This is a genomic window from Anaerotignum sp., from assembly GCF_031981185.1.
Lineage (GTDB): Bacteria > Bacillota > Clostridia > Lachnospirales > Anaerotignaceae > Chakrabartyella.
This window is the reverse complement of record NZ_DALYUL010000006.1, coordinates 35,025-54,344: the sequence shown is the minus strand read 5'-3', so window position 1 is coordinate 54,344 and position 19,320 is coordinate 35,025. Positions and strand designations below refer to the sequence as shown.

At 38.2% G+C, this 19,320-nt stretch carries 21 protein-coding genes and 1 riboswitch; of the genes, 2 read left to right on the top strand and 19 right to left on the bottom strand.

Annotated features, from left to right (window positions below; all coding sequences use genetic code 11):
* From RTK36_RS04790 to RTK36_RS04750, 9 genes are all read right to left on the bottom strand, one after another.
* On the bottom strand, nucleotides 1-220 hold a 220-nt coding region (locus RTK36_RS04790; protein ID WP_312044857.1), incomplete at its 3' end, for an SDR family NAD(P)-dependent oxidoreductase.
* Nucleotides 202-1,131: an ACP S-malonyltransferase gene (locus RTK36_RS04785; RefSeq protein WP_312044856.1), complete on the bottom strand. Its 930-nt coding sequence runs from the start codon at nucleotides 1,129-1,131 to the stop codon at nucleotides 202-204. The genes RTK36_RS04785 and RTK36_RS04790, both read right to left, overlap by 19 nt.
* Nucleotides 1,119-2,066: a nitronate monooxygenase gene (locus RTK36_RS04780; RefSeq protein ID WP_442871335.1), complete on the bottom strand. Its 948-nt coding sequence runs from the start codon at nucleotides 2,064-2,066 to the stop codon at nucleotides 1,119-1,121. Before RTK36_RS04780 ends, RTK36_RS04785 begins: the two co-directional genes overlap by 13 nt.
* Nucleotides 2,067-2,086: 20 nt before the next feature.
* Complete coding sequence (locus RTK36_RS04775; RefSeq protein ID WP_082754207.1) at nucleotides 2,087-2,311, bottom strand: acyl carrier protein; 225 nt, start codon at nucleotides 2,309-2,311, stop codon at nucleotides 2,087-2,089.
* A 63-nt stretch (nucleotides 2,312-2,374) separates the two neighbouring features.
* On the bottom strand, nucleotides 2,375-3,328 hold the full coding sequence (locus tag RTK36_RS04770; protein ID WP_312044854.1) for a beta-ketoacyl-ACP synthase III: 954 nt from the start codon (nucleotides 3,326-3,328) through the stop codon (nucleotides 2,375-2,377).
* Between the two features lie 188 nt (nucleotides 3,329-3,516).
* On the bottom strand, nucleotides 3,517-3,825 hold the full coding sequence (locus RTK36_RS04765; RefSeq protein WP_312044853.1) for a zf-HC2 domain-containing protein: 309 nt from the start codon (nucleotides 3,823-3,825) through the stop codon (nucleotides 3,517-3,519).
* The gene (locus tag RTK36_RS04760; protein WP_312044852.1) at nucleotides 3,809-4,315 is read right to left on the bottom strand and encodes an RNA polymerase sigma factor; all 507 of its coding nucleotides are present in this window, start codon (nucleotides 4,313-4,315) and stop codon (nucleotides 3,809-3,811) included. Before RTK36_RS04760 ends, RTK36_RS04765 begins: the two co-directional genes overlap by 17 nt.
* Before the next feature lie 215 nt (nucleotides 4,316-4,530).
* Nucleotides 4,531-5,109 carry a DJ-1/PfpI family protein gene (locus RTK36_RS04755; RefSeq protein ID WP_312044851.1) on the bottom strand — a complete coding sequence of 193 codons (579 nt, stop codon included), beginning with the start codon at nucleotides 5,107-5,109 and terminating at the stop codon, nucleotides 4,531-4,533.
* Nucleotides 5,110-5,452: 343 nt separating this feature from the next.
* On the bottom strand, nucleotides 5,453-6,112 hold the full coding sequence (locus RTK36_RS04750; RefSeq protein ID WP_312044850.1) for a B3/B4 domain-containing protein: 660 nt from the start codon (nucleotides 6,110-6,112) through the stop codon (nucleotides 5,453-5,455).
* Nucleotides 6,113-6,267: 155 nt separating this feature from the next.
* On the opposite strand from RTK36_RS04750, the gene RTK36_RS04745 reads away from it, so the two are divergent.
* Entirely contained in the window at nucleotides 6,268-7,185 is a 918-nt protein-coding gene (locus RTK36_RS04745) for a LysR family transcriptional regulator (protein WP_312044849.1), read from the top strand.
* Nucleotides 7,186-7,475: 290 nt separating this feature from the next.
* On the opposite strand, the gene megL is transcribed toward RTK36_RS04745, so the two are convergent.
* Entirely contained in the window at nucleotides 7,476-8,669 is a 1,194-nt protein-coding gene (gene megL / locus RTK36_RS04740) for a methionine gamma-lyase (RefSeq protein ID WP_312044847.1), read from the bottom strand.
* 192 nt (nucleotides 8,670-8,861) lie between these two features.
* On the opposite strand from megL, the gene RTK36_RS04735 reads away from it, so the two are divergent.
* Nucleotides 8,862-9,269 (top strand): hypothetical protein, encoded by a 408-nt coding sequence (locus tag RTK36_RS04735; RefSeq protein WP_312044845.1) that lies wholly within the window; start codon nucleotides 8,862-8,864, stop codon nucleotides 9,267-9,269.
* A gap of 216 nt (nucleotides 9,270-9,485) precedes the next feature.
* Here RTK36_RS04735 and RTK36_RS04730 read toward each other — a convergent pair whose 3' ends face one another.
* The 9 genes from RTK36_RS04730 to RTK36_RS04690 all read right to left on the bottom strand — a co-directional run bounded on the left by RTK36_RS04730 (nucleotide 9,486) and on the right by RTK36_RS04690 (nucleotide 19,186).
* Nucleotides 9,486-10,463, bottom strand: a complete 978-nt coding sequence (locus RTK36_RS04730) for a stalk domain-containing protein (RefSeq protein ID WP_312044843.1) — start codon at nucleotides 10,461-10,463, stop codon at nucleotides 9,486-9,488.
* Nucleotides 10,464-10,554: 91 nt separating this feature from the next.
* Nucleotides 10,555-10,638: riboswitch (cyclic di-GMP riboswitch) on the bottom strand.
* A 304-nt stretch (nucleotides 10,639-10,942) separates the two neighbouring features.
* Entirely contained in the window at nucleotides 10,943-11,587 is a 645-nt protein-coding gene (locus RTK36_RS04725; RefSeq protein ID WP_312044841.1) for a cyclase family protein, read from the bottom strand.
* 230 nt (nucleotides 11,588-11,817) lie between these two features.
* Entirely contained in the window at nucleotides 11,818-12,543 is a 726-nt protein-coding gene (locus RTK36_RS04720) for an AAA family ATPase (RefSeq protein ID WP_312044839.1), read from the bottom strand.
* A gap of 112 nt (nucleotides 12,544-12,655) precedes the next feature.
* Nucleotides 12,656-13,072: a DUF3788 family protein gene (locus RTK36_RS04715; RefSeq protein ID WP_312044837.1), complete on the bottom strand. Its 417-nt coding sequence runs from the start codon at nucleotides 13,070-13,072 to the stop codon at nucleotides 12,656-12,658.
* A gap of 366 nt (nucleotides 13,073-13,438) precedes the next feature.
* Complete coding sequence (locus tag RTK36_RS04710) at nucleotides 13,439-14,509, bottom strand: stalk domain-containing protein (RefSeq protein ID WP_312044835.1); 1,071 nt, start codon at nucleotides 14,507-14,509, stop codon at nucleotides 13,439-13,441.
* A 232-nt stretch (nucleotides 14,510-14,741) separates the two neighbouring features.
* A complete protein-coding gene (locus RTK36_RS04705) occupies nucleotides 14,742-15,443 on the bottom strand; it encodes a response regulator (RefSeq protein WP_312044833.1) in 702 nt (233 codons plus the stop codon).
* Nucleotides 15,436-16,971: an ATP-binding protein gene (locus RTK36_RS04700; protein WP_312044832.1), complete on the bottom strand. Its 1,536-nt coding sequence runs from the start codon at nucleotides 16,969-16,971 to the stop codon at nucleotides 15,436-15,438. The genes RTK36_RS04705 and RTK36_RS04700 overlap by 8 nt, the downstream gene beginning before the upstream one ends.
* Before the next feature lie 293 nt (nucleotides 16,972-17,264).
* Nucleotides 17,265-17,909: a potassium channel family protein gene (locus RTK36_RS04695; RefSeq protein ID WP_312044831.1), complete on the bottom strand. Its 645-nt coding sequence runs from the start codon at nucleotides 17,907-17,909 to the stop codon at nucleotides 17,265-17,267.
* A 23-nt stretch (nucleotides 17,910-17,932) separates the two neighbouring features.
* Nucleotides 17,933-19,186 carry a TrkH family potassium uptake protein gene (locus tag RTK36_RS04690; protein ID WP_312044829.1) on the bottom strand — a complete coding sequence of 418 codons (1,254 nt, stop codon included), beginning with the start codon at nucleotides 19,184-19,186 and terminating at the stop codon, nucleotides 17,933-17,935.
* Nucleotides 19,187-19,320: the final 134 nt, after the last annotated feature.

The following is a 19,320-nucleotide window of genomic DNA, read 5'->3' as shown; positions in this document are numbered from 1 at the left end:
TAACTTTTGTTGCTACCTGCTCTGCATCAGCAACATTACATTGATAGCCTTTAGCCTTTACCCCAAGTGCTTCCAATTCCTTTTGGGTTTCCTCAGCCTTTTGGGTATTTCCTGCATATAAAAAAGCAATATCTGCTCCATTTGTCGCGTATAATTTGCAGATAGCCGCGCCAATTCCTCTGGAACCGCCCGTCACCACTGCTACTTTTCCTTTGAGCATATCAAATCCTCCTCTTTCAGCTTTTGTATCTCCTCCATAGAAGAAACAGCATAAACCTTGCTGTCTGGCAAGATACGAGAAATTAATTTCTTAAGGGTATCCCCTATGCCTACTTCAATAAAGGTATCGAAACCATCTACCGCCATTTGCTCTATGCTTTCCTGCCAACGCAGAGCATGATCAATTTGGGGTGACATCCAAGCCCGCACATCTTCCTCGTATGGCTTTGCCATATAATTGGAATATACGGGAATTTGTGGCTTTTGAATCTGATATTCAGTTAGAACCTGGGCAAAATCCTTTGCCGCTTCTTTCATGAAAGGGGAATGAAAACCGCCACCCACTTTAATGGGCAACCCTCTGCCTCCGGCTTCTCTTACTGCCTTTGAAAAGGCATCCATTTCCTCTTTTTTCCCTGCAACCACTAATTGCCCGGGGCCATTGTAATTCACAGGATAAACCTGCTCAAAGCTTTTACATATTTCCTCGACCTTGCTGTTTTCCAGCTTCATGATGGCAAGCATTGAGCCCGGATTTTTCTCCGCTTCCCTTGCCATAACCTTTCCTCTGAAAGAGGCCAGTCGAAAACCATCTAAGGGAGTGTAAGCCCCCGCAAAGGCTAGTGCAGGTATTTCCCCTAGAGAAAAGCCAGCTACACCATCTGGAATAATGCCTTCTTCTTTTAATGCCAATGCCGCTGCTAAATCTGTTAGATATAAGCAGGGTTGCGTATTTTCTGTATTTTTCAGTTCTTCTTCTGTTCCAAAGAAACACTGATTCAAGGTATTGGGGCGAATTTCCTCCGCCCCATCAAATAAGTTTTGAATACTTTCTTTTGCGTCATAAAAGCTTTTGCCCATGCCCGCTTTCTGGGCACCTTGACCAGAGAAAACAAATGCTATTTTACCCATTTTGCGCCTCCTTTTAACAAAAACTCTGCTTCCGTCGCAATTTCTTTCAAAATTTCTGCAGCTGGCTGTTCTTTTTTCACCAAACCGGAAATCTGCCCCGCTAAGAAACATCCTTCCTTGGTATCGCCTTCTACAGCCGCCTTTCTCAAAGCGCCTACACCCAACTCCGCAACCATTTCAGGCGTGGTCTCAGGTGCATATTCTGTTTTTAAAAACTCTCGTGTAAAATTATTTTTCAAGCTGCGGCAGGTATTTCCACCAAATCTTCTACCTGTTGTTGTGGTAGAAATATCGCTTGCCTTCAAAACCATTTCCTTATAGTTGGAATGAACGGAACACTCCTCTGCCAAAAGGAATCTGGTACCCATTTGTACCCCAACAGCTCCCAACATAAAGGCCGCCGCAATTCCTCTGCCATCACCAATGCCACCTGCCGCCAATACAGGAATTTTCACAGCATCGCAAACCTGAGGAATTAAAGGCATAGTGCTCATGTCACCAATATGACCGCCGGATTCTCCGCCTTCGGCAATGACCGCCGTCGCCCCTGCTTTTTCCATCATTTTTGCCGCCGCTACAGATGCCGCAACAGGAATTACTTTAATTCCTGCCTCATTCCACATGGGAATGAATTTTGTGGGAATGCCAGCACCCGTTGTTACCACAGGAACCTTTTCCTCCACAACAATCTTTGCGACCTCCTCCACATGGGGGCTCATCAGCATAATATTTACGCCAAAGGGTTTATCAGTTAATCTTCGTGCAATTTGAATTTGCTCACGAAGATAGTCTCCTCCGGCATTCATTGCAGAGATAATGCCTAAGCCGCCGCCGTTCGAAACAGCCGCCGCAAGCTTGCCATCGGCAATCCATGCCATGCCGCCCTGAAAAATGGGGTATTTAATTCCCAACATAGAACAGATCGGTGAAAGGATCATTCTGTCCTCCTCCTCTCTTACTTCAATTTGTTTTCGATAAGTGTAACCAAGTCGCCAACTGCATTTACTTTGTTTTCACCCAATTCAATTTCAGTACCGAATTCTTCTTCAACATTCATAAGCAATTCCATAACATCCAAAGAATCAATGCCCAAAGCTTCAAACTTTGTGTCCATTTTGATTTCACTTACTTCACATTCCAATTTTTCTGCCAACATTGCTGCAACTTTTTCGAATACCATGATTATAATCTCCTTTTAAATACAATTATTTTTTAGTTTTTATATGAAGCCCTTAGGCGTTCATTACCATCTTAATATACAAGTGGCACTTGCCAAACCACCGCCAAAAGCAGGCAGCAGAAGCAAATCACCTTTTTTCAGCATTCCCTGACGGTTCAATTCATCCAATGCAATGGGAATGCTAGCTGAGGAGGTATTTCCAAACCGTTCAATATTTACATAGAACTTTTCTTTTGGCACCTTCAGCTTTACACTGGCAAAATCTATAATTCGTTTGTTCGCCTGATGGGGAACAATGTATTTTATATCGTCCATGGTCAGCCCTTGTCTTTCTAAAAGGGCAGTACAATCGTTACAAATTGCATTTACAGCAAACTTAAAAGTTTCCTGTCCTGCCATGTGAATATAAGGCTTTTTCTGAGTCCCTTTATAAAATGGGGATTTACCAATTGGCTGAGGAATATCCATTACGTCAGAACCACCTTTTACATCAAAGACAGCATCAATATAAGAATCACCCTCACCAAGCACCATAGCACCAGCACCATCTGCAAAAATTACACAGGTTCCTCTATCTTCCCAATCAACAATACGGCTTAAACGTTCCGCGCCAATCACCAAAACTTTTTTTGCACGTCCTCTTGCAAAAAAACCAGCCGCAGTTTCCAACATAAAAACAAAGGCTGAGCAAGCAGCACTAATGTCTAAAGCCATACAGGAAACACCCAAAAGATTTTGAATCATGCAAGAAACAGAAGGAGAAATTGACTCACCGCTCACACTGGCTGCTAAAATTAAATCGATTTCCTCTTTTTTAACACCACTATTTTCCAAAGCTGCCAAGGCTGCCTTGCATCCCATGTCCGCCGCAGTTTCATCCTCGCTGATATGTCTTTGCTTTACGCCGACTCTTTGCATAATCCATTCATCGTTGGTATCCACAAATTTTGAAATATCTTCATTGGTTACAATCCTGGGGGGTACATACATCCCCGTTCCAAGCACATTAAAAGTCATTTTTCAATCCTCCGAAACGCATTCTTTTGTGTTATGCATACTTAGTACCTAAAAACTTGAAAAAGGTTACAAAAAAAATAAAAAAATTTTCGACGTGTACTTCCAAAAAAAGAAAAGACAGGCTATAAAGCCTATCCTTCCAACTTTTTATCATTTTATTATAATTTTCTAATTTTTGCAAATTTTATTCATTTTCTCCTAATTCGCATAAATAGCATAATAAATGCACATAAAGAAGCACTTACATATGCTAACGCGCTAACTAGCATCCATAGCCTACGGATGCGCATATGCTTTGCCAATTCTCCATAATCCCCAGAGGCATTCACATCAAACTTTAAAGAAGCAGGTTGGCCATGTCCATATTGTTTATAATAATTGCGACAACTTTTACATTCCTTTAAATGAGCCTCTACAGCAGAATCACTGGCTTCGCTTGCCACACCGTCGTGGTATAATGCCACAAGATCCTTAACAATATCACAGTTCAAACTCATGTTTTAACACCTCCACCAACATTTTTTTTGCTCTAAAATAAATAACCTTTGCGGAATTTTCGCTGATTTTTAAAACCAAGGCAATTTGAGAAAAAGATAATTCAGCATAAATACGAAGCAATATAACATCTCGATATTTTTTCGGAATACCATCAATAATTGCCCGTACCGCCTTTTCCACATCTTTTCTTCTCATATGTTCTTCCGGATCAACGCATCCATCACAATATGTGTTCACAACCAATTCCAAATTGGCAGAATCCAAATCTAATTTATTTTTTTTCAAATATTTAAAATACACATGCTTTCCAATGGAAGCCAACCAAGTAAAAAGTTCACACTCTCCACGGAACCTATGAAAGGCAGTATATGCCTGTAAGAACGTTTCCTGGGTCATATCCTCTGCCAAGTCCCCATCGGCACATAGCCGATATAAAAAACAATATACCCTGTCGTAATACTCTGTATAAAGGGCTTCGAAGGATTTCAATCCATCACCTTCTCTCAATAAAATCTAGTGCCATCATACCATAGAATTCTTAAAAAATCCACACGAAAGATTATGAGGTGTTGAGGTTCATATGATTGTCATAGTACTTAATTAAATTAATATCTATGACTATTGGGTAATGTGAAAAGGTTCAAAGCAAAAAGTGTTTGTATATCTGGCCTTGCAAGAAAAACGAAACTTCGATTCCTGTTTCGTCAAAATCCCATGGCTTTTTTTACAATCTCCATTTGTTCCGTTGAAGTTAATTTTTCTAAGAGTTTGAACGCAACACCGGGTGCAGTTTCCGGGCAATAAGAAGTAATCACATTTTTATCAATCACAATGGCTTCATTTACCACATCAACACCAAACTCCCTCAACTGTTTTTGGCGATAAGCACCATTCAGATGATAGGTTGTACCCTTCCGCCCCTTGAGAACTCCACTTTTTCCAACTGGAAGCGCTGCAACGCATATTGCTGCTATTATTTTATCTTTTTCATCAAATTCCCGTATGAGTTTTAAAAATTTTTCATTATAAGCTTCTTCGTAAAATCCAAATTCCTCAAACCCACCTGGAATAGCCAGAGCATCAAACTCATTCACGTCAATTTCATCAATGGTTTTTTCTACTAATATAGGTATATGGAATGTACTTATGACTTCTTTTTGAAAACCACAAGTTACCACAGGAACATCATATCCATAATCATTTCTGGCCCACCCCAAAATATCCACAAAAGCGCTAAATTCCATTGTTTCAAAACCTTTTGCCAAAAATAAAAGTGTTTTCATAAAAACTCTCCTCATTCTGAATTTTTCACCCATAACAAGTATCTGCTCAAATATTTTTTAACAATCATTCCTTAACTTGAATTTACAAAGGGGTTGCTTTTTTGAGAGCAATTTGCCTAAATTCAAAATTGATAATGAAAGATATGGCCCCTAATTCATCTCTCCAAACAAAATGACAATCGTAATATGTTCCATTCACAAATAATGAAATTTTATCTAGCATCACATGTATCTCCGCAACTTGTATTAAAACGCAATGATTTCCCCTATTCTTGCATAACTTCCCTGCCTACCAGGATAACCTGATTAACAAAAGATTCTATATCTCATAAGCATCGCACCATCATTTAACTAGCTTACCTTCAAAATCCCATCCGCCAGCAAATTCTTTCAACAATGTCTCAGCTTCTTTCAGAAGATCTAGAAGCTCTTCCCCTCCGTCAAAGGCGTAAAAAACCATAACAATTTCACTAGTTTTTTCTGTTATCATCGCCCTAGTATTGTCGCTGGTGGGGTTACCAAATGGCCCCCTTTCATCAAACAATGCAGGCAAAAACTCGATATTCAATACATCCTTGCCAATCCCCTGATACGCTGTGCCTTCTGGAGCACGAGCCCATAAAATATCTCCCTGCACCTGCTCCAAATCATACGTCCCCATGGAATAACCTGTTTTTATTGACAAATAATTATTAATATCTACCACATTATTAATATAATACAGTCCTCTTTCCTTGGAAATCCTACGGCACATTGCCTCGGCAGAACAGCGATAACGATTTGCATCCTTACCCAAAGCCTTATAAGCCTTTCTTGTGGATTGAATCTTTTCTCTCTTATTTGCTTGAGAAAGCTCAACCTCAGCCAACTCTGCAATTTTATTATTTAATAATTCCAAGAATAGGGCGTCATCTTCTTTCACCACAACCTTGCATTGCAATAACCCCAAAACCGCCTCTGGACAACGTTCTTTAATACTATTATCTATTGAAATATTTCTCATAATAAGTTACTCCCTCCTAAATTTCTCCTTCTTTCAGCTTACGACAAAAAAATATCTTGTCAAGAAAATAATGTATTTTTTTAAATTTACTCCTTCACTTACTCTTTTATAAAGTATTATGGTATGATAAAAAGAAAAAAGGGGCGAATCCTGTCATGACCTTGATGCAGTTGGAATATATCATGGAAATTTATCATTGTGGTTCTATGAATAAAGCGGCACAAAATTTATTTGTTTCCCAATCTGCAATTTCCTCCGCCATTAAAGAATTGGAGGAGGAATTGGGCATTTCCATTTTTGTTCGCAGCAACAGAGGCATTTCTTTGACAGAAGAAGGTCAAGAATTTATTGCGAAAGTTCATCCTCTCTTGCAGCAAGCAAAGGACGTTTCTCTGTTTTATTCTGGAAAAAATGGCCCCATCAATAACCGTCTCTATATTTCAACCCAGCGTTACCCCTTCTGTGCCAAGGCCTTTGTTGAATTTCTAAAAAAGCAGAATGATCCTTTCTTCCGTTATGGCTTTAAGGAATGCCCCATGGGTAAGGTTATTGAAGAAGTACATAATGGAAAAAGTGACTTAGGAATCATTTTTCTTTCAGATATCACAGAAGTTTTTCTGAGCAAACTTTTTGATTCTAAAAACCTAATTTTCCACGAGATGAAACGTCTACGTCCTCATGTTTTTATGAATAAAGAGCATCCCTTGGCCAAAAAAGAAGAAATCTCTCTCGTTGAGCTAAAAGATTATCCTTTCGTCATCTTCTCAAAAAAGGAAGAAAGCTCTCTGAATTTTTCAGAAGAAGCCGTCCTCAGTCAAAATATAGAATATAGCCAAATTATTTATGTGAATGATCGAGCAACCGCCTATAATATTATTGCCCACACCACCGCAATTTCCACAGGCAGCGGCGTTTTACCTGATGGGTATTATGATCCTCGCATTTCCGCAATCCCTTTAGCCGCTCCGGTTTGCGATATGTGCATCGGGTGGCTTTCCAGAAAAGGGGAATGCCTTTCCCAAAAGGCAAAAGAGTTCGTTGAAATTTTGGAAGAACAAATAAAAAAATATTAAATTTTATTGTGAAAATAAATTGAGGCCGCCGTTATATAACGGTAGCCTCAAACCTGAAAAAGCATATTTAGAACAAAAGGGTTCTAGGTTAAATAAAATGTATCTCTTTCTCTCTCATAAAAGGGCTTTTATACAGCCTAATAACTCTCTCTATATACCCCATTTCTTATGACCGTTTACAATGCAATCATCAATAAATTCATAGCTTGTTCTTTCACGCCAGATACCGCTGTTGATTTAACATCACATCATATATTTGTGCAAATAATTGAGAAACGCGCTTCTTTTTATCAAATTTTTTCCAAGCCCATGCTCAAATCAGCAATAATATCTTCGACATTCTCTAGCCCTACAGATAAACGAATAAGTCCGGCAGAGATGCCTGCTGCTTTCAGGTCTTCCTCTCCATAGGTGGAGTGGGTCATAGATGCGGGATGCTCGATTAAGGTTTCCGCATCTCCTAAGGAAACAGCTATGGTTGCCAGCGACAGACTGTTTACAAATTTCATGCCCGCCTCTTTGCCACCTTTTACCTCAAAAGAAATCATACCACCAAAATCGTCCATTTGTTTCTTAGCAATTTCATGACCAGGATGGTTTACAAGTCCAGGGAAGTAGACTTTTTCCACCTTTTCATGTCCATCCAGAAATTCCGCTATTGCCTTGGCACTTGCACAATGTCTTTGCATACGAATTTCCAAGGTTTTCAAACCTCTTAGAATTAAAAAGGACTCAAAAGGCCCAAGCACAGCCCCAGTCATATCTTTAAGACCAAACATTCTTACTTCCTGCATAAAATCCGCCTTACCAATTACAAAGCCAGCAATGACATCACCATGGCCATTCAAATATTTTGTCGCAGAATGAACAACAACATCCGCGCCCAATTCCAAAGGTCTTTGCAGATAGGGAGATGCAAAGGTATTATCGCATACAACCTTGATAGAAGGATTAAAACTATGGGCAATTCTTGATATCTCTGAAATATCTGCAATTTTCAAGTTAGGGTTTGCAGGTGTTTCTAAATAAATACACACAGTATTTTCTTTTAAATTCGCCTTTACCACGTCCAAATTGGAAGTGTCCACAAAGGTAACATCAACCCCATAACGGGTCATTCCATGCTGTAATAAAGCAAAGGTACAGCCGTAAAGGGTTTCATCAGCCAAAATGTGTTTTCCAGCACCTGCAATACTCCATAAACAGGAAGAAATTGCACCCATACCGCTTGATGCAGCAACACAGGCCTCGCCATTTTCCAAAGCCGCTACTTTGCTCTCCAAAACCGATGTGGTAGGATTACCTAAACGGGTATAAATATAGCCATTCTCTTGTCCTGCAAAACGATGTCCCCCTTGCTCGCAGTTTTCAAAAAAGAATGTAGAAGTTTGATAAATGGGCATTGTTAATGAACCGTATTGTTTATCTCTAATATTCCCTGCATGGATTGCCTTTGTACCAAAACCGCCGCTCTCATGTGCCATATATAACACTCCTCTTCCTATTATAATGTACTTATTATTATATCACAGAGAAAAATTATCCAGTTATTAGCAGTTTTTTATACTCAGTTATCTAAAAAATCGATAACTGACTTTGCATGTCCTCTACCCCTTGAAATCTGCCTCAAAAACAGGTATCATACTCTGTGATGAATTGTAAAGGAGAGAACAAAAATGGAGCAAAAAGTATTGATTGTATCTTGTGTTGAATATTACAGTTTTCTAAAAAATATTCCTGCTGATAAAGTGTTTCTTTCATTTCGACAGAACTCTATTCTTGATATGATTTTAGAGAGCAACAGAAACTTCCCAGAAATGGATTTGGAGTTTTATGCCGGAATGATAGATGGGATCGTAGCTATGGAAAGCGATGCCGAAGAAAACGACTACGCCCACTACAAAGAGAGAACCGTCTTGGTTTCTGAGGTTGTTGCATTGCTTGCAAAGACGCATACTTTTGATGCCTTGGAAGCATGTGGAGCGTATTATGAATCCCAAACAGCAAAATTGGTTTCCGAAGATAAAACAGGGTATTATCAAAAAATGGCGGCAGATATCCATGCCATGATTGAAGCAGAATAAAAAATAAGATGCCTTGGAATGCTGTATTCGTAGCATTTCCAAGGCTCTTTTTCTTTTTATTCCTATTAATATGTGCTTTTCTATTTATACCAATTAAAAACCTTTCCCCAACTTTTTAGCTATACGAAGCATAGTAAAGCCTCCTATATTTATGTCAACATAGGAGGCTGTTTTTTCTGGAAAACTTTTTTTAGTAGTTCTCTATTCCTATTATAATTATTCCTGAACAGAAGCCACCTCAGGGCTTGTTTCCACACTGTCATTTGTGGATTCTTCCTTCGAAGGTGCTTCTATATCATCACGAATCTCAATCTGCTCATTTTCACTATCCCATTCCGTATTAAAGCCTAACGTCTCAGCTAAGAAACGGAGGGGGACATATGTCCTGCCACAATTTTTAGTGGGTGGAGCACTTATTTTAACAGATTCACCATTAACGGTTGCTGTTGTGCTGTTTGCAGTGATTTGAACCACTGTATCACCATTTTTTATTACTATAGTCTGTGTCTCTCCATCCCATGACACTTCTCCGCCCAGTGCTTCTGATATAGCTCTGAGTGGTACCAATGTTACACCATTTTTAATATATGCAGGTGTATCAAACTTAATTAGATTGTTATTTATAGTCACACTGCCAGCTGATAAAACTTCAGCGTCGGCATACATCTTAGAAATTAGTTCTTTCGCATTAGTAAATTCAGCAAGCTCCTCATCCGTATACATTGTTTTCACAAGCATATAACGCTCATTTATTGTCTCTTTCATCTGCGCCTGCACCTCTTGAATCTGCTGATTCAGTGCGTTTATGTTTTCTAAAACAGATTTGGCACCTTCTGTATCTCCTGAGGCAATCAAACTTTCATATTTTAGTTTAAGTTCTTCTAATTGTTGATTTAAAGAAGCCTTTTCTTGTTGTAGTTCCTTCTTTTGCTCATTCAGTTCATTCTTGAAAACTTTTTTATCTGTCTGGCTATTTAATTCTGTTTTCTGACTTGATGCTGAGTCATTTGTTTTTTTTATAGCACTTTCGGTTTCTTTTTCCTTAGTTTCTTTTTCCTTGGTTACCTTTTCCTTGGTTTCTTTTTGTGAAGTTGAAACATTAGACTTTCCCTCAGTAGACTTAGCAGCAACTGGAGTGACTGACACCGACAAGGCCATAGTAATTGCAAAAAAAAGCTTTAAAAATTTTTTCATTCTTTTACACTTCCCCTCTTTAGATAAAATAAAATGTATTAAAAAAACTGCGTGCCGAAAGTGACACACAGTCTATTACCCCTGTGACCTCTTCGGTAACCCGGCTATCATAGCAGAATGCTTTAGACCCGCAGCTTTGCGTCCTCGGTTTTCACCGAGTTTGCCATTATCTGAGATATTATTGTTAATTATAATAATTTCGACATAATATGTCAATATTTTTAAAATAAATATGACTCATCACAATATATACACAAGCGTTGAAAAACATAGTATAAACCAAACCCCTAATTCTGAATGAGAGAAAACCCTTCCATAAACAATTTCGTACCATTTAAAATGAATTTTTACGAACTCAAATTGTGACTAGGACCAAAAAACCCTCATTTTCAACAGCTTGCTGTTACAAATGAGGGTTCCTTCATTATTTTTTTGCATTTCAATCTTACAATTAATTTCCTTAAAATGTCCCATCGTTTTTATCTTAAAATTGCTACCGCCCTAACAGGAGCACCATCAGAGTTTTCAAATTTCAAAGGAAGTGCCACCAGAAAAAAATCATCTTGGCCTATCAAGTCTAGATTGCAAAGATTTTCAATAATTACCATAGTTTCCTTTTCCAAAATAATATGATGTAATGTAAGAGCAGTATCAGAAATGGGATCTAAACCAATGTTGTCTAATCCAATGCCTTTTTTATTATGCTCCACCAGATATCTGGCAACTTCCTGAGAAATCACAGGATATGCACCAAAATAAGCATCTTGACCCCAATATTTTTCCCAACCTGTTTGGAAAAGTATAAATTCAGCCCTCTCCACCCGTTCTTTGTTCCGTTCAATATAAGAAATATCAATGGTTCCACCCTCGGGTACATCCGTAGCATCAATGACACAGCCTTTCCCCACAAATCCTGATGCATCCTTTTTATCTAAAGAAATTCCCTTAGGGAAAATATGATGGGGCGCATCCATATGGGTTCCCGTGTGAGAAAACATCTTCAGGAGGGTTTCTTTGAAACCATCTTTCTCATATGTATTGGAAATAGAGAGATCAGGGCCTTCCGTCCCGGGATAAACAGGGATTGTATTAGAAATGGTGCGTGTCAAATCAATAATTTTCATATATTTCTCCTCACTTTAAATAACCGAATAGTTTATGTTTGCCTATATTAAGGGCGCGTTAGGGGGTGTAAATCTTTCATTATTATAGGTATATTAGCTCTCAATATACAACCCCTGCATTCTAAGCGTATCTGCTGAATTAAGCTTCATTCACCTTCGCCCATACACTTCATATCCTTACTCTTTTACAGCTATTTCTTCATTATTAATACACGAACCCCAGTATAAAATCATGGGTTTAGCAGGTGCTTTAACATTTTCTCAGGATTATCTAAAAAGCTTCTTGTAATCTGGTAGTGCTCCGTCTCCTTATAGGAAACAGACTGTATGCCATTTTTAGAAAATTCTAATATTTCTGCATCGGGAAAAGTCATAAGTATAGGTGAATGGGTGGCAATAATAAATTGAGAATTATTTTTCACTAAAAAATCAATTTCTGCCATTAAAGTAAGCAGCCTCAATGGCGAGAGTGCCGCTTCCGGTTCATCTAAAATATACATTCCATTTCCTTTAAATCTATTTTGAACCAATGCCAAAAAACTCTCACCGTGAGATTGGTCATGCAAAGAGGTTCCTCCATAGCTTGCGATGGCACTCACCTCATCTACATAACTGGCTACATTATAAAAGCTCTCCGCCCGAAGAAAAAACCCATCCTTGGAAAAAGCAGCTTTTAGCAATGTTAAATGTTTATAAAGTTCAGAATGGGAATTGTTTGTGGAAAACTGAAAGTTTTTGGTGCCACCTTCGGCATTGAATCCGTAGGCAATTGCAATTGCTTCAAGCAGTGTGGATTTTCCCGTGCCATTTTCACCAACAAAAAATGTAATTGGACTTGTGAATGATAGCCTTTTGTTTTCTTTCAAGTATTGTACCGCCGGAATCTGAGACAGATATGATTCCCCAGATACAGGCGAAGTTAATGCTACATCTCGAATATATAGGGGAGAATTCATGCCTATCCCTTCTTTCCTATTATAACACACTACACAGTAGCTTAATTAATAAACAATACTGTGTCCGTTTCATACACCAAAACATTATTATATCATTTTTGAAATACAAGATTTATTTACAGCTTCGTTTATAGGAAATTAATGTTAAGATATCCTCAAGATGTCCTTGTTCTGAAACTTTAATAGCAACACTCGCCAGCTTCCCTTTAATAGGCGCATCTTCTATTTCCCTTTTAATATCAACTGAAATAGGCAGACTCCCTATGCCTAATCGCGTTTTCTCAGTAAAGTGAAAGCTCACTTTAAAAAACCCTTGCCAAATTGACAGCCAAAAAACAGTTTTCTTTTTTGAAACAGCTTTTCCCAGCCACGATTTGCTATCATTATAAAAGTGCCAATCCAGCTCAATCTGAAATTGGGAAAGAGTACTTACCAGTTCTTGATAAACTTCCATGCTGTTTCCTAGTACAGAAGCTAGAATAATATCCGTAGGATACTGATTCCCATCTTTTAGTAATGGTCTCTCCAACTGTTTCTCCCCCCATTGTTAATTTATCTAAAGTTTATATGGTTACATTTATTGTATCACAATATTTTCCAGAACAAAAGTCCCCTAATTCTGGTAATCTACCGTGAATGCTAAATGTAACCAAATACAAAGAAAAGAAACCCCATGGACTTAGGGTTGATTCAATATCACATGTAAAAAAATAACTTTACTCATCATATTAACCACATATGGCAAAAAATCATTATTTTCTTACCATCTTTTGAAGTCATAAAAATGACGCCAACCTACGTTCATTGATTGGCGCCATTTTTTTATCATTTTTTTATCATATTTCACTATCTATTAAATAGTAGAACTTTTTCATGGATCTATTTAAAGTTCCACCTATTTATTTCCCAAAGACAGTTTCTTTTCAACTCTGATAATTCCTGAAGAATACGGAGCAACTACCCCTGCTTCACTAATAAATACCACCAGTTGATTTTCTGCTGTCAAATAGAACCCAATATCCGCCGGGCTTTCCTCCAACATTTTTTCTGCACCATCGAAGTATTTAGAAGGATTTTGTTTGATATCGTCTTTTATAATATTCTTCAAAAATAGTTTCTCAGCATTTGTATCTTTTAATGCTACAAAATCTGATATAGATTTTTCAATTCCAGCTTTTAAATCATAGGTAAAACCCTTCGCATAGGAATTACCGTGGGCACCACCTGTGTAGGTATATTGATTGGTATAAAAAGAAAAAAGATTATCTTTATAATAAGGTGTTTCGAAATCAATGACAAAATCATGGGTTCTAAAATCACTGCCTAGATCTCCTGCTTCCTTTTTAACTAACTCTTTGTTTTCAGATAAATAGGATTCCAAGCATCCTTTTGCCCAAGATGCAATTTTATCATTAATTGCTCTTGCCTCTACACCTAATGTTTCGGTATTAAGCTGAGGATATTTCACCGTACCTGTAATTAAAACTGTGCCGTCTTCCCCTTTTAAATCCTTTTTATATGTAACAGCAGAATATGCATCTTCTTTCTTATCAATAGTTATCGAAACGGCTTTACTCTTACCATCCCAAGCCACTTGTCCATTAAAATATTCTGCAACTGCTCTTAAAGGAATCATTGTTGATCCGCCAATAATCTGTGCAGGTGTTTCTAACTGAACCGTGCCCCCCTCAAAAGATTTTTTACCAATCACAAGCTTTGCTTCCTGCTTATCCTTCTTCAGCAAAACTGATTTTTCTTTTTCATTCCAAACCACCTGAACACCCATAGCCTCCAAAGCTCCCCTTACCGGAATTAAGGTGTAACCGTCGGAAATCACAGGCTGCTGCCCATGAAAAACAACTTCATAGTTATTTACAAAAACCTTAATGCCATCCGCCGCATATGCAGGCACCGAAGATGCCAGCATTGCTGCTGCACAAACGATAGCAAAACCTTTTTTCTTCATCTAAAATACCCCCTGCAAATAAATTACTTATACTCTTAAGTATACACATCTTTTATTTTTATTCTATTAGGAATTTCTGTCAACTTTCTTACACTTTATTTTAATATATTTCAATTTTTTTAAATTTTAAAAACGAAATAATTCTTTCTTCATTTTATATAAAAAAAGCACCGAAATAGACTGTCGCCGGCCAGCTTCTTTAGCTTGCTAACTTCAAACTATCGGTACATTTTTATTCCTCAATACGCAGCATCCTGTATCCCACTCCAACATGGGTTTGAATATATTGGGGTTGCGCTGGGTTTTCTTCAATCTTCTTTCGTAAAGTTGCCATAAATACCCTTAGAGAAGCTATATCATTGTCCCATGTACTCCCCCAAATTTCCTTGGTAATATAGGTATGTGTGAGAACCTTTCCTACATTTTTACTAAGTAGGCATAATAATTTATATTCTATAGGCGTCAGGTGCAACTCTTCCCCTGCAAAATATCCGCAGCCGGAGGCATAATCCACACGCAAATCACCATTGACAAACTCAACTTGCTCCCTACCCATACGCTGTGTATAGCTAATCCTTCTTAAAGCCACCCTCAAACGTGCCAATAGTTCTTCCACAGAAAAGGGTTTTGTCAAATAATCATCTGCCCCAGCATCCAAGGCTTCAATTTTATCTCGATCCTCAGCCCTTGCACTGATTACAATAATAGGCATATTAGACCATGAGCGAATCTTCTTAATAATTTCTACACCTTCCATATCCGGCAGACCCAAGTCTAATAAAACCACATCCGGATTCTGAGAAACAGCTTCGATTAAAGCTTCGCTTCCTGAAGCCGCAGTATGATACTTATAATCTTGAGTTTCCATCGTCGTTGAAATCAGGTTGCGCACTGCGCTGTCATCCTCAACAATTAAAATAAAAGGCTTATTCATGTGTAGGTACCTCCTCTGCCTGTAATGTGAAGGTAAAAACCGCCCCATGAGGAATATTATCTGTTATGGTAATTGTCCCTCCATGGGCTAAAATGATACTTTTACAAAGAGGCAATCCTAAACCCAAACCTCTTCCTCTGTCTGAAATCGTATACCCCGCAGTATAAAACAGCTCAAAAAGCTTTTTCTTTAGATGATCGGGAATCCCATCCCCGTTATCCGCTACGGAAACCTGAATTTGCTCTCCCTCTCGCTTCATGCTGATTTTAATTTCTGAACCCGGCCTTGTGTACTTGATTGCATTATTAACTAGGTTTATTACCACCTGCATAATCAATCTAGCATCCATTTTTGCTAAGAGCATCTCGTCGCTATCTTCCACGATAATCATATGCTCTGCCTTTTTACGGTCAATATGACGCATTGCCTCGGTAATCACCTCTTCCATCAGCTCTGCCTGTAAATACAGCTTCATGGTTCCATTTTCAATTCGCGTCACTGAAAGTAGGTTTTCTACCAAATTTATTAGCCACATAGAATCATCATAAATATCCAGATATAGATTTTTTCTACGCTTTTCATCAATGGTATCTCCATTATTTAAAAGCACCGCCGCATTTCCCGAAATACTGGTTAATGGAGTTCTAAGGTCATGAGAAATTCCTCTTAGAAGGTTGGTCCGCAACTTCTCGTTTTTTGCCTGAGCTGCCGCATCTTCTCTCTGTCGGCTGATTAGTTCCTTGTCTAAAGCCAAGGCGCACTCCCCTATAATGGACAGCATCAAATTCGTTTCAAAAGTGTCAAATGGCTTTCCTTGAATGGCTATTCCGTATACCCCAAAAACCATTCCTTTGCTTCTTATGGCAAGATATCTGCAAAGGGCTTCACCAAAATGGGGCGTCCCTGCACCGGCCTGTTGGTTATGATAAAATGTCCAGATAGCCACGTCCATCTCATTTTCAGTAAGATATGCCATACCATTTGTTTCATTCGTTCCCTGAAATAAATTTCCTTTTGATAATTGATTACCATTTTCTTTTCTGTAGCAGATAACCGTTCGATCCATTAATTTAACTAGCTGCTTGGCTGTTTCCTCCAAAATACCATCCATATCCTTGGCCTGCTGTAAAAGCTGATTTGTTTCCAACAGGATTTTTGTTCTGTAGGCCATTGCTTCGGATTGTTCTGCTTGCAACTTAATCTTTACAGCCAGACTGCCTGCAAAAATAGCAACAACAAACATGATTAGTATTGTTATGGTATCCCCCGTGTCATAAGCAGTAAAGGAAAAAATGGGCTCTGTAAAAAAAAAGTTAAACATTAAAACACTTATCATGGCCGAAAGCATAGTATATACACGATTTGATGTTAAAATTGCTGTGCATAGCACTCCCAGAATATAAATCATAATAATATTAGAGGACTCAAAGCCCACCGAATGGAATGCTCCTCCCAATAAGGAAGTTCCTATCAATACTAAAATAGTCCAAACAATATTCAACCATTTTATTTTGCCGTTTTTTCTCAAGCACGGTTCCCCTTTCCGCTTGAAATCCTGGTATATCTAAAAGTGAAAATGTTCAAAGGACATTTCTGGTTGACTCTTCATTATGTACAGAAAGTTCCCCCAAAATCACCCTTTGCTTAAGCATGTAACATATTTCTCACTATTGTAAGTTTTTTAAAACATGCTATGCCATAAGACCGCAATTCATTGCCTTTGCTGGCTTTTCCTAAATTTGATTTCCTTTTGTTCGTAATAAATTCCATCTTTATTCGATACGATCCCTATATTTTTTGGTAGAAAAGAAACCCAGATACTTACTTTAATAAATCCCTCGCCGCAGATTTTCCACCAAATACAATCAAGGTTTCATCCGGAGTGAAAACATGCTCCGGTTGAGGAAGGGGTATAATTTGTCCCTTCTTCTTAGTTGCTAAAATACTAATGTGATATCTGGTTCGGACGGACTTTTCCAATATGGTTTTGCCGTACCAACTTTCAGGAACTCTCATTTCATAGATTGCCGCTTCCGGTGTTAGCTCAATATAATCAAATAAGTTTTTTGAGCCATATTTAACAGCTAAACGTTCTGCCATCTCTCGTTCTGCATAAACCACATGATCCGCGCCATTACGAAGCAGTAGCTTTCGATGCACATCCCTGCTGGCGCGAGCTAAGATAAATTTTGCACCCAAATCTTTAAATAAAACAGTAATTTCCAATGAAGTTTGAAAATCATCCCCAATGGCAATCACACAGTGGTCAAAATTACTCACTCCTAAAGATTGGGCAAAAACCTCATTTGCAGCGTCCCCAATTTGGATATTGGGTACAATATTTATAGCATTGTCTGCTCGCTCTTCGCTTTTTTCCACAGCCAAAACAGAGTTTCCCTGCTCTACCAGTTTGTGAGCCATATGTCTGCCAAATCTTCCAAGTCCAACAATTAATATCGATTTCATTTTACAGCCTTCCTTTCAAACAATCAACCTATTTGAATTTTTTCCAGCGGAAGTGTAGATACCGCAGGATTTTTTCTGGATGAAAAAGCCAATAGCATCGTCAGCGAACCCGCTCTGCCAATTATCATTAAAACAATTAATAAAACCAAAGATGTATTTCCCAAACTGGGTGTTATCCCTGTTGTTAAACCAACAGTTGCAATTGCCGAGACACTCTCAAATAAAGTAGAAAGCAGTGGAAGCCCTTCTATATGAGAAATGGTCATAGCGGCAAAACAAACCAAAAAAAGATAAATCATAAAAACACAAGATGCCAATCGGGTAATGCCATCTTCCATTCTGCGCCCAAAAACTTCAATGGATTTTCTATGCCAGAAGGTGCTAAGCACACTCAGCGTAAGCACAGCAAAAGTTGTTGTTTTTATACCACCAGCTGTTGAGCCTGGTGAACCACCAATAAACATAAGACATATCATTAAAAACTGACCTGTTTGTGTCATGGAACCTATATCAATCGTGTTAAATCCTGCTGTTCTTGCACTAACAGATTGAAAGAATGATGCCATAATCCGTTCCGAATAATTTAGCAATTGAAATTCAGCTCCACCTTTTTCACTGGTATAAAAAAGTGCTGCTCCACCAATAACCAAAATACCACTTAGAAAAATAACCAGCTTCGTATGCAAATGCATTCTAGAAAAATGCAACTTGCTTACTAATAAATCTTGCCACACAAAAAAACCAAGGCCGCCCACAATGATTAGAATCATTAGTATTACATTAACATATACATTTCCTACATGCCCTGTAAAAGAAATAAAATGGGTTTTTTCACCCATTAAATCAAAACCGGCATTACAAAAGGCAGAAATGCTATGAAATATAGAATACCAAATCCCTTTGCTTAAGCCATAACGGGGAATGTAAAAATTTGAAAGAAACAGTGCCCCACTTCCTTCTACTAAAAGAGTTCCATATATTATAAATTTGGTCATCCGCACAATTCCTCCAAGCTGAGGTGCAGAAATGGAATTCTGCATTAGTGAGCGGGAAATATATCCAATTTTTTTCTTCGTTAGTGAAATCGCAGCAATGCAAAATGTCATAAACCCGATTCCGCCAATTTGAATTAAACAAAGAATAATCAGCTGTCCAAAAAAGGACCAATGGGTATATGTATTTACCACAACCAACCCCGTTACACACGTTGCAGACGTCGCCGTAAAAATCGCCGTCAAAAACTCCGTAGATTTTCCATCCTGACTTGCAAATGGCATTATAAGTAATAATGCTCCCATTAAAATAATAAAGCAATATCCAAAAAGAATTATCTTCATCGGCGAGATATCAGTAAAATGCTTCATAAGTTTATCTTTTATTTCAAACGCCCCCTCAAAACAATCTGCATGAA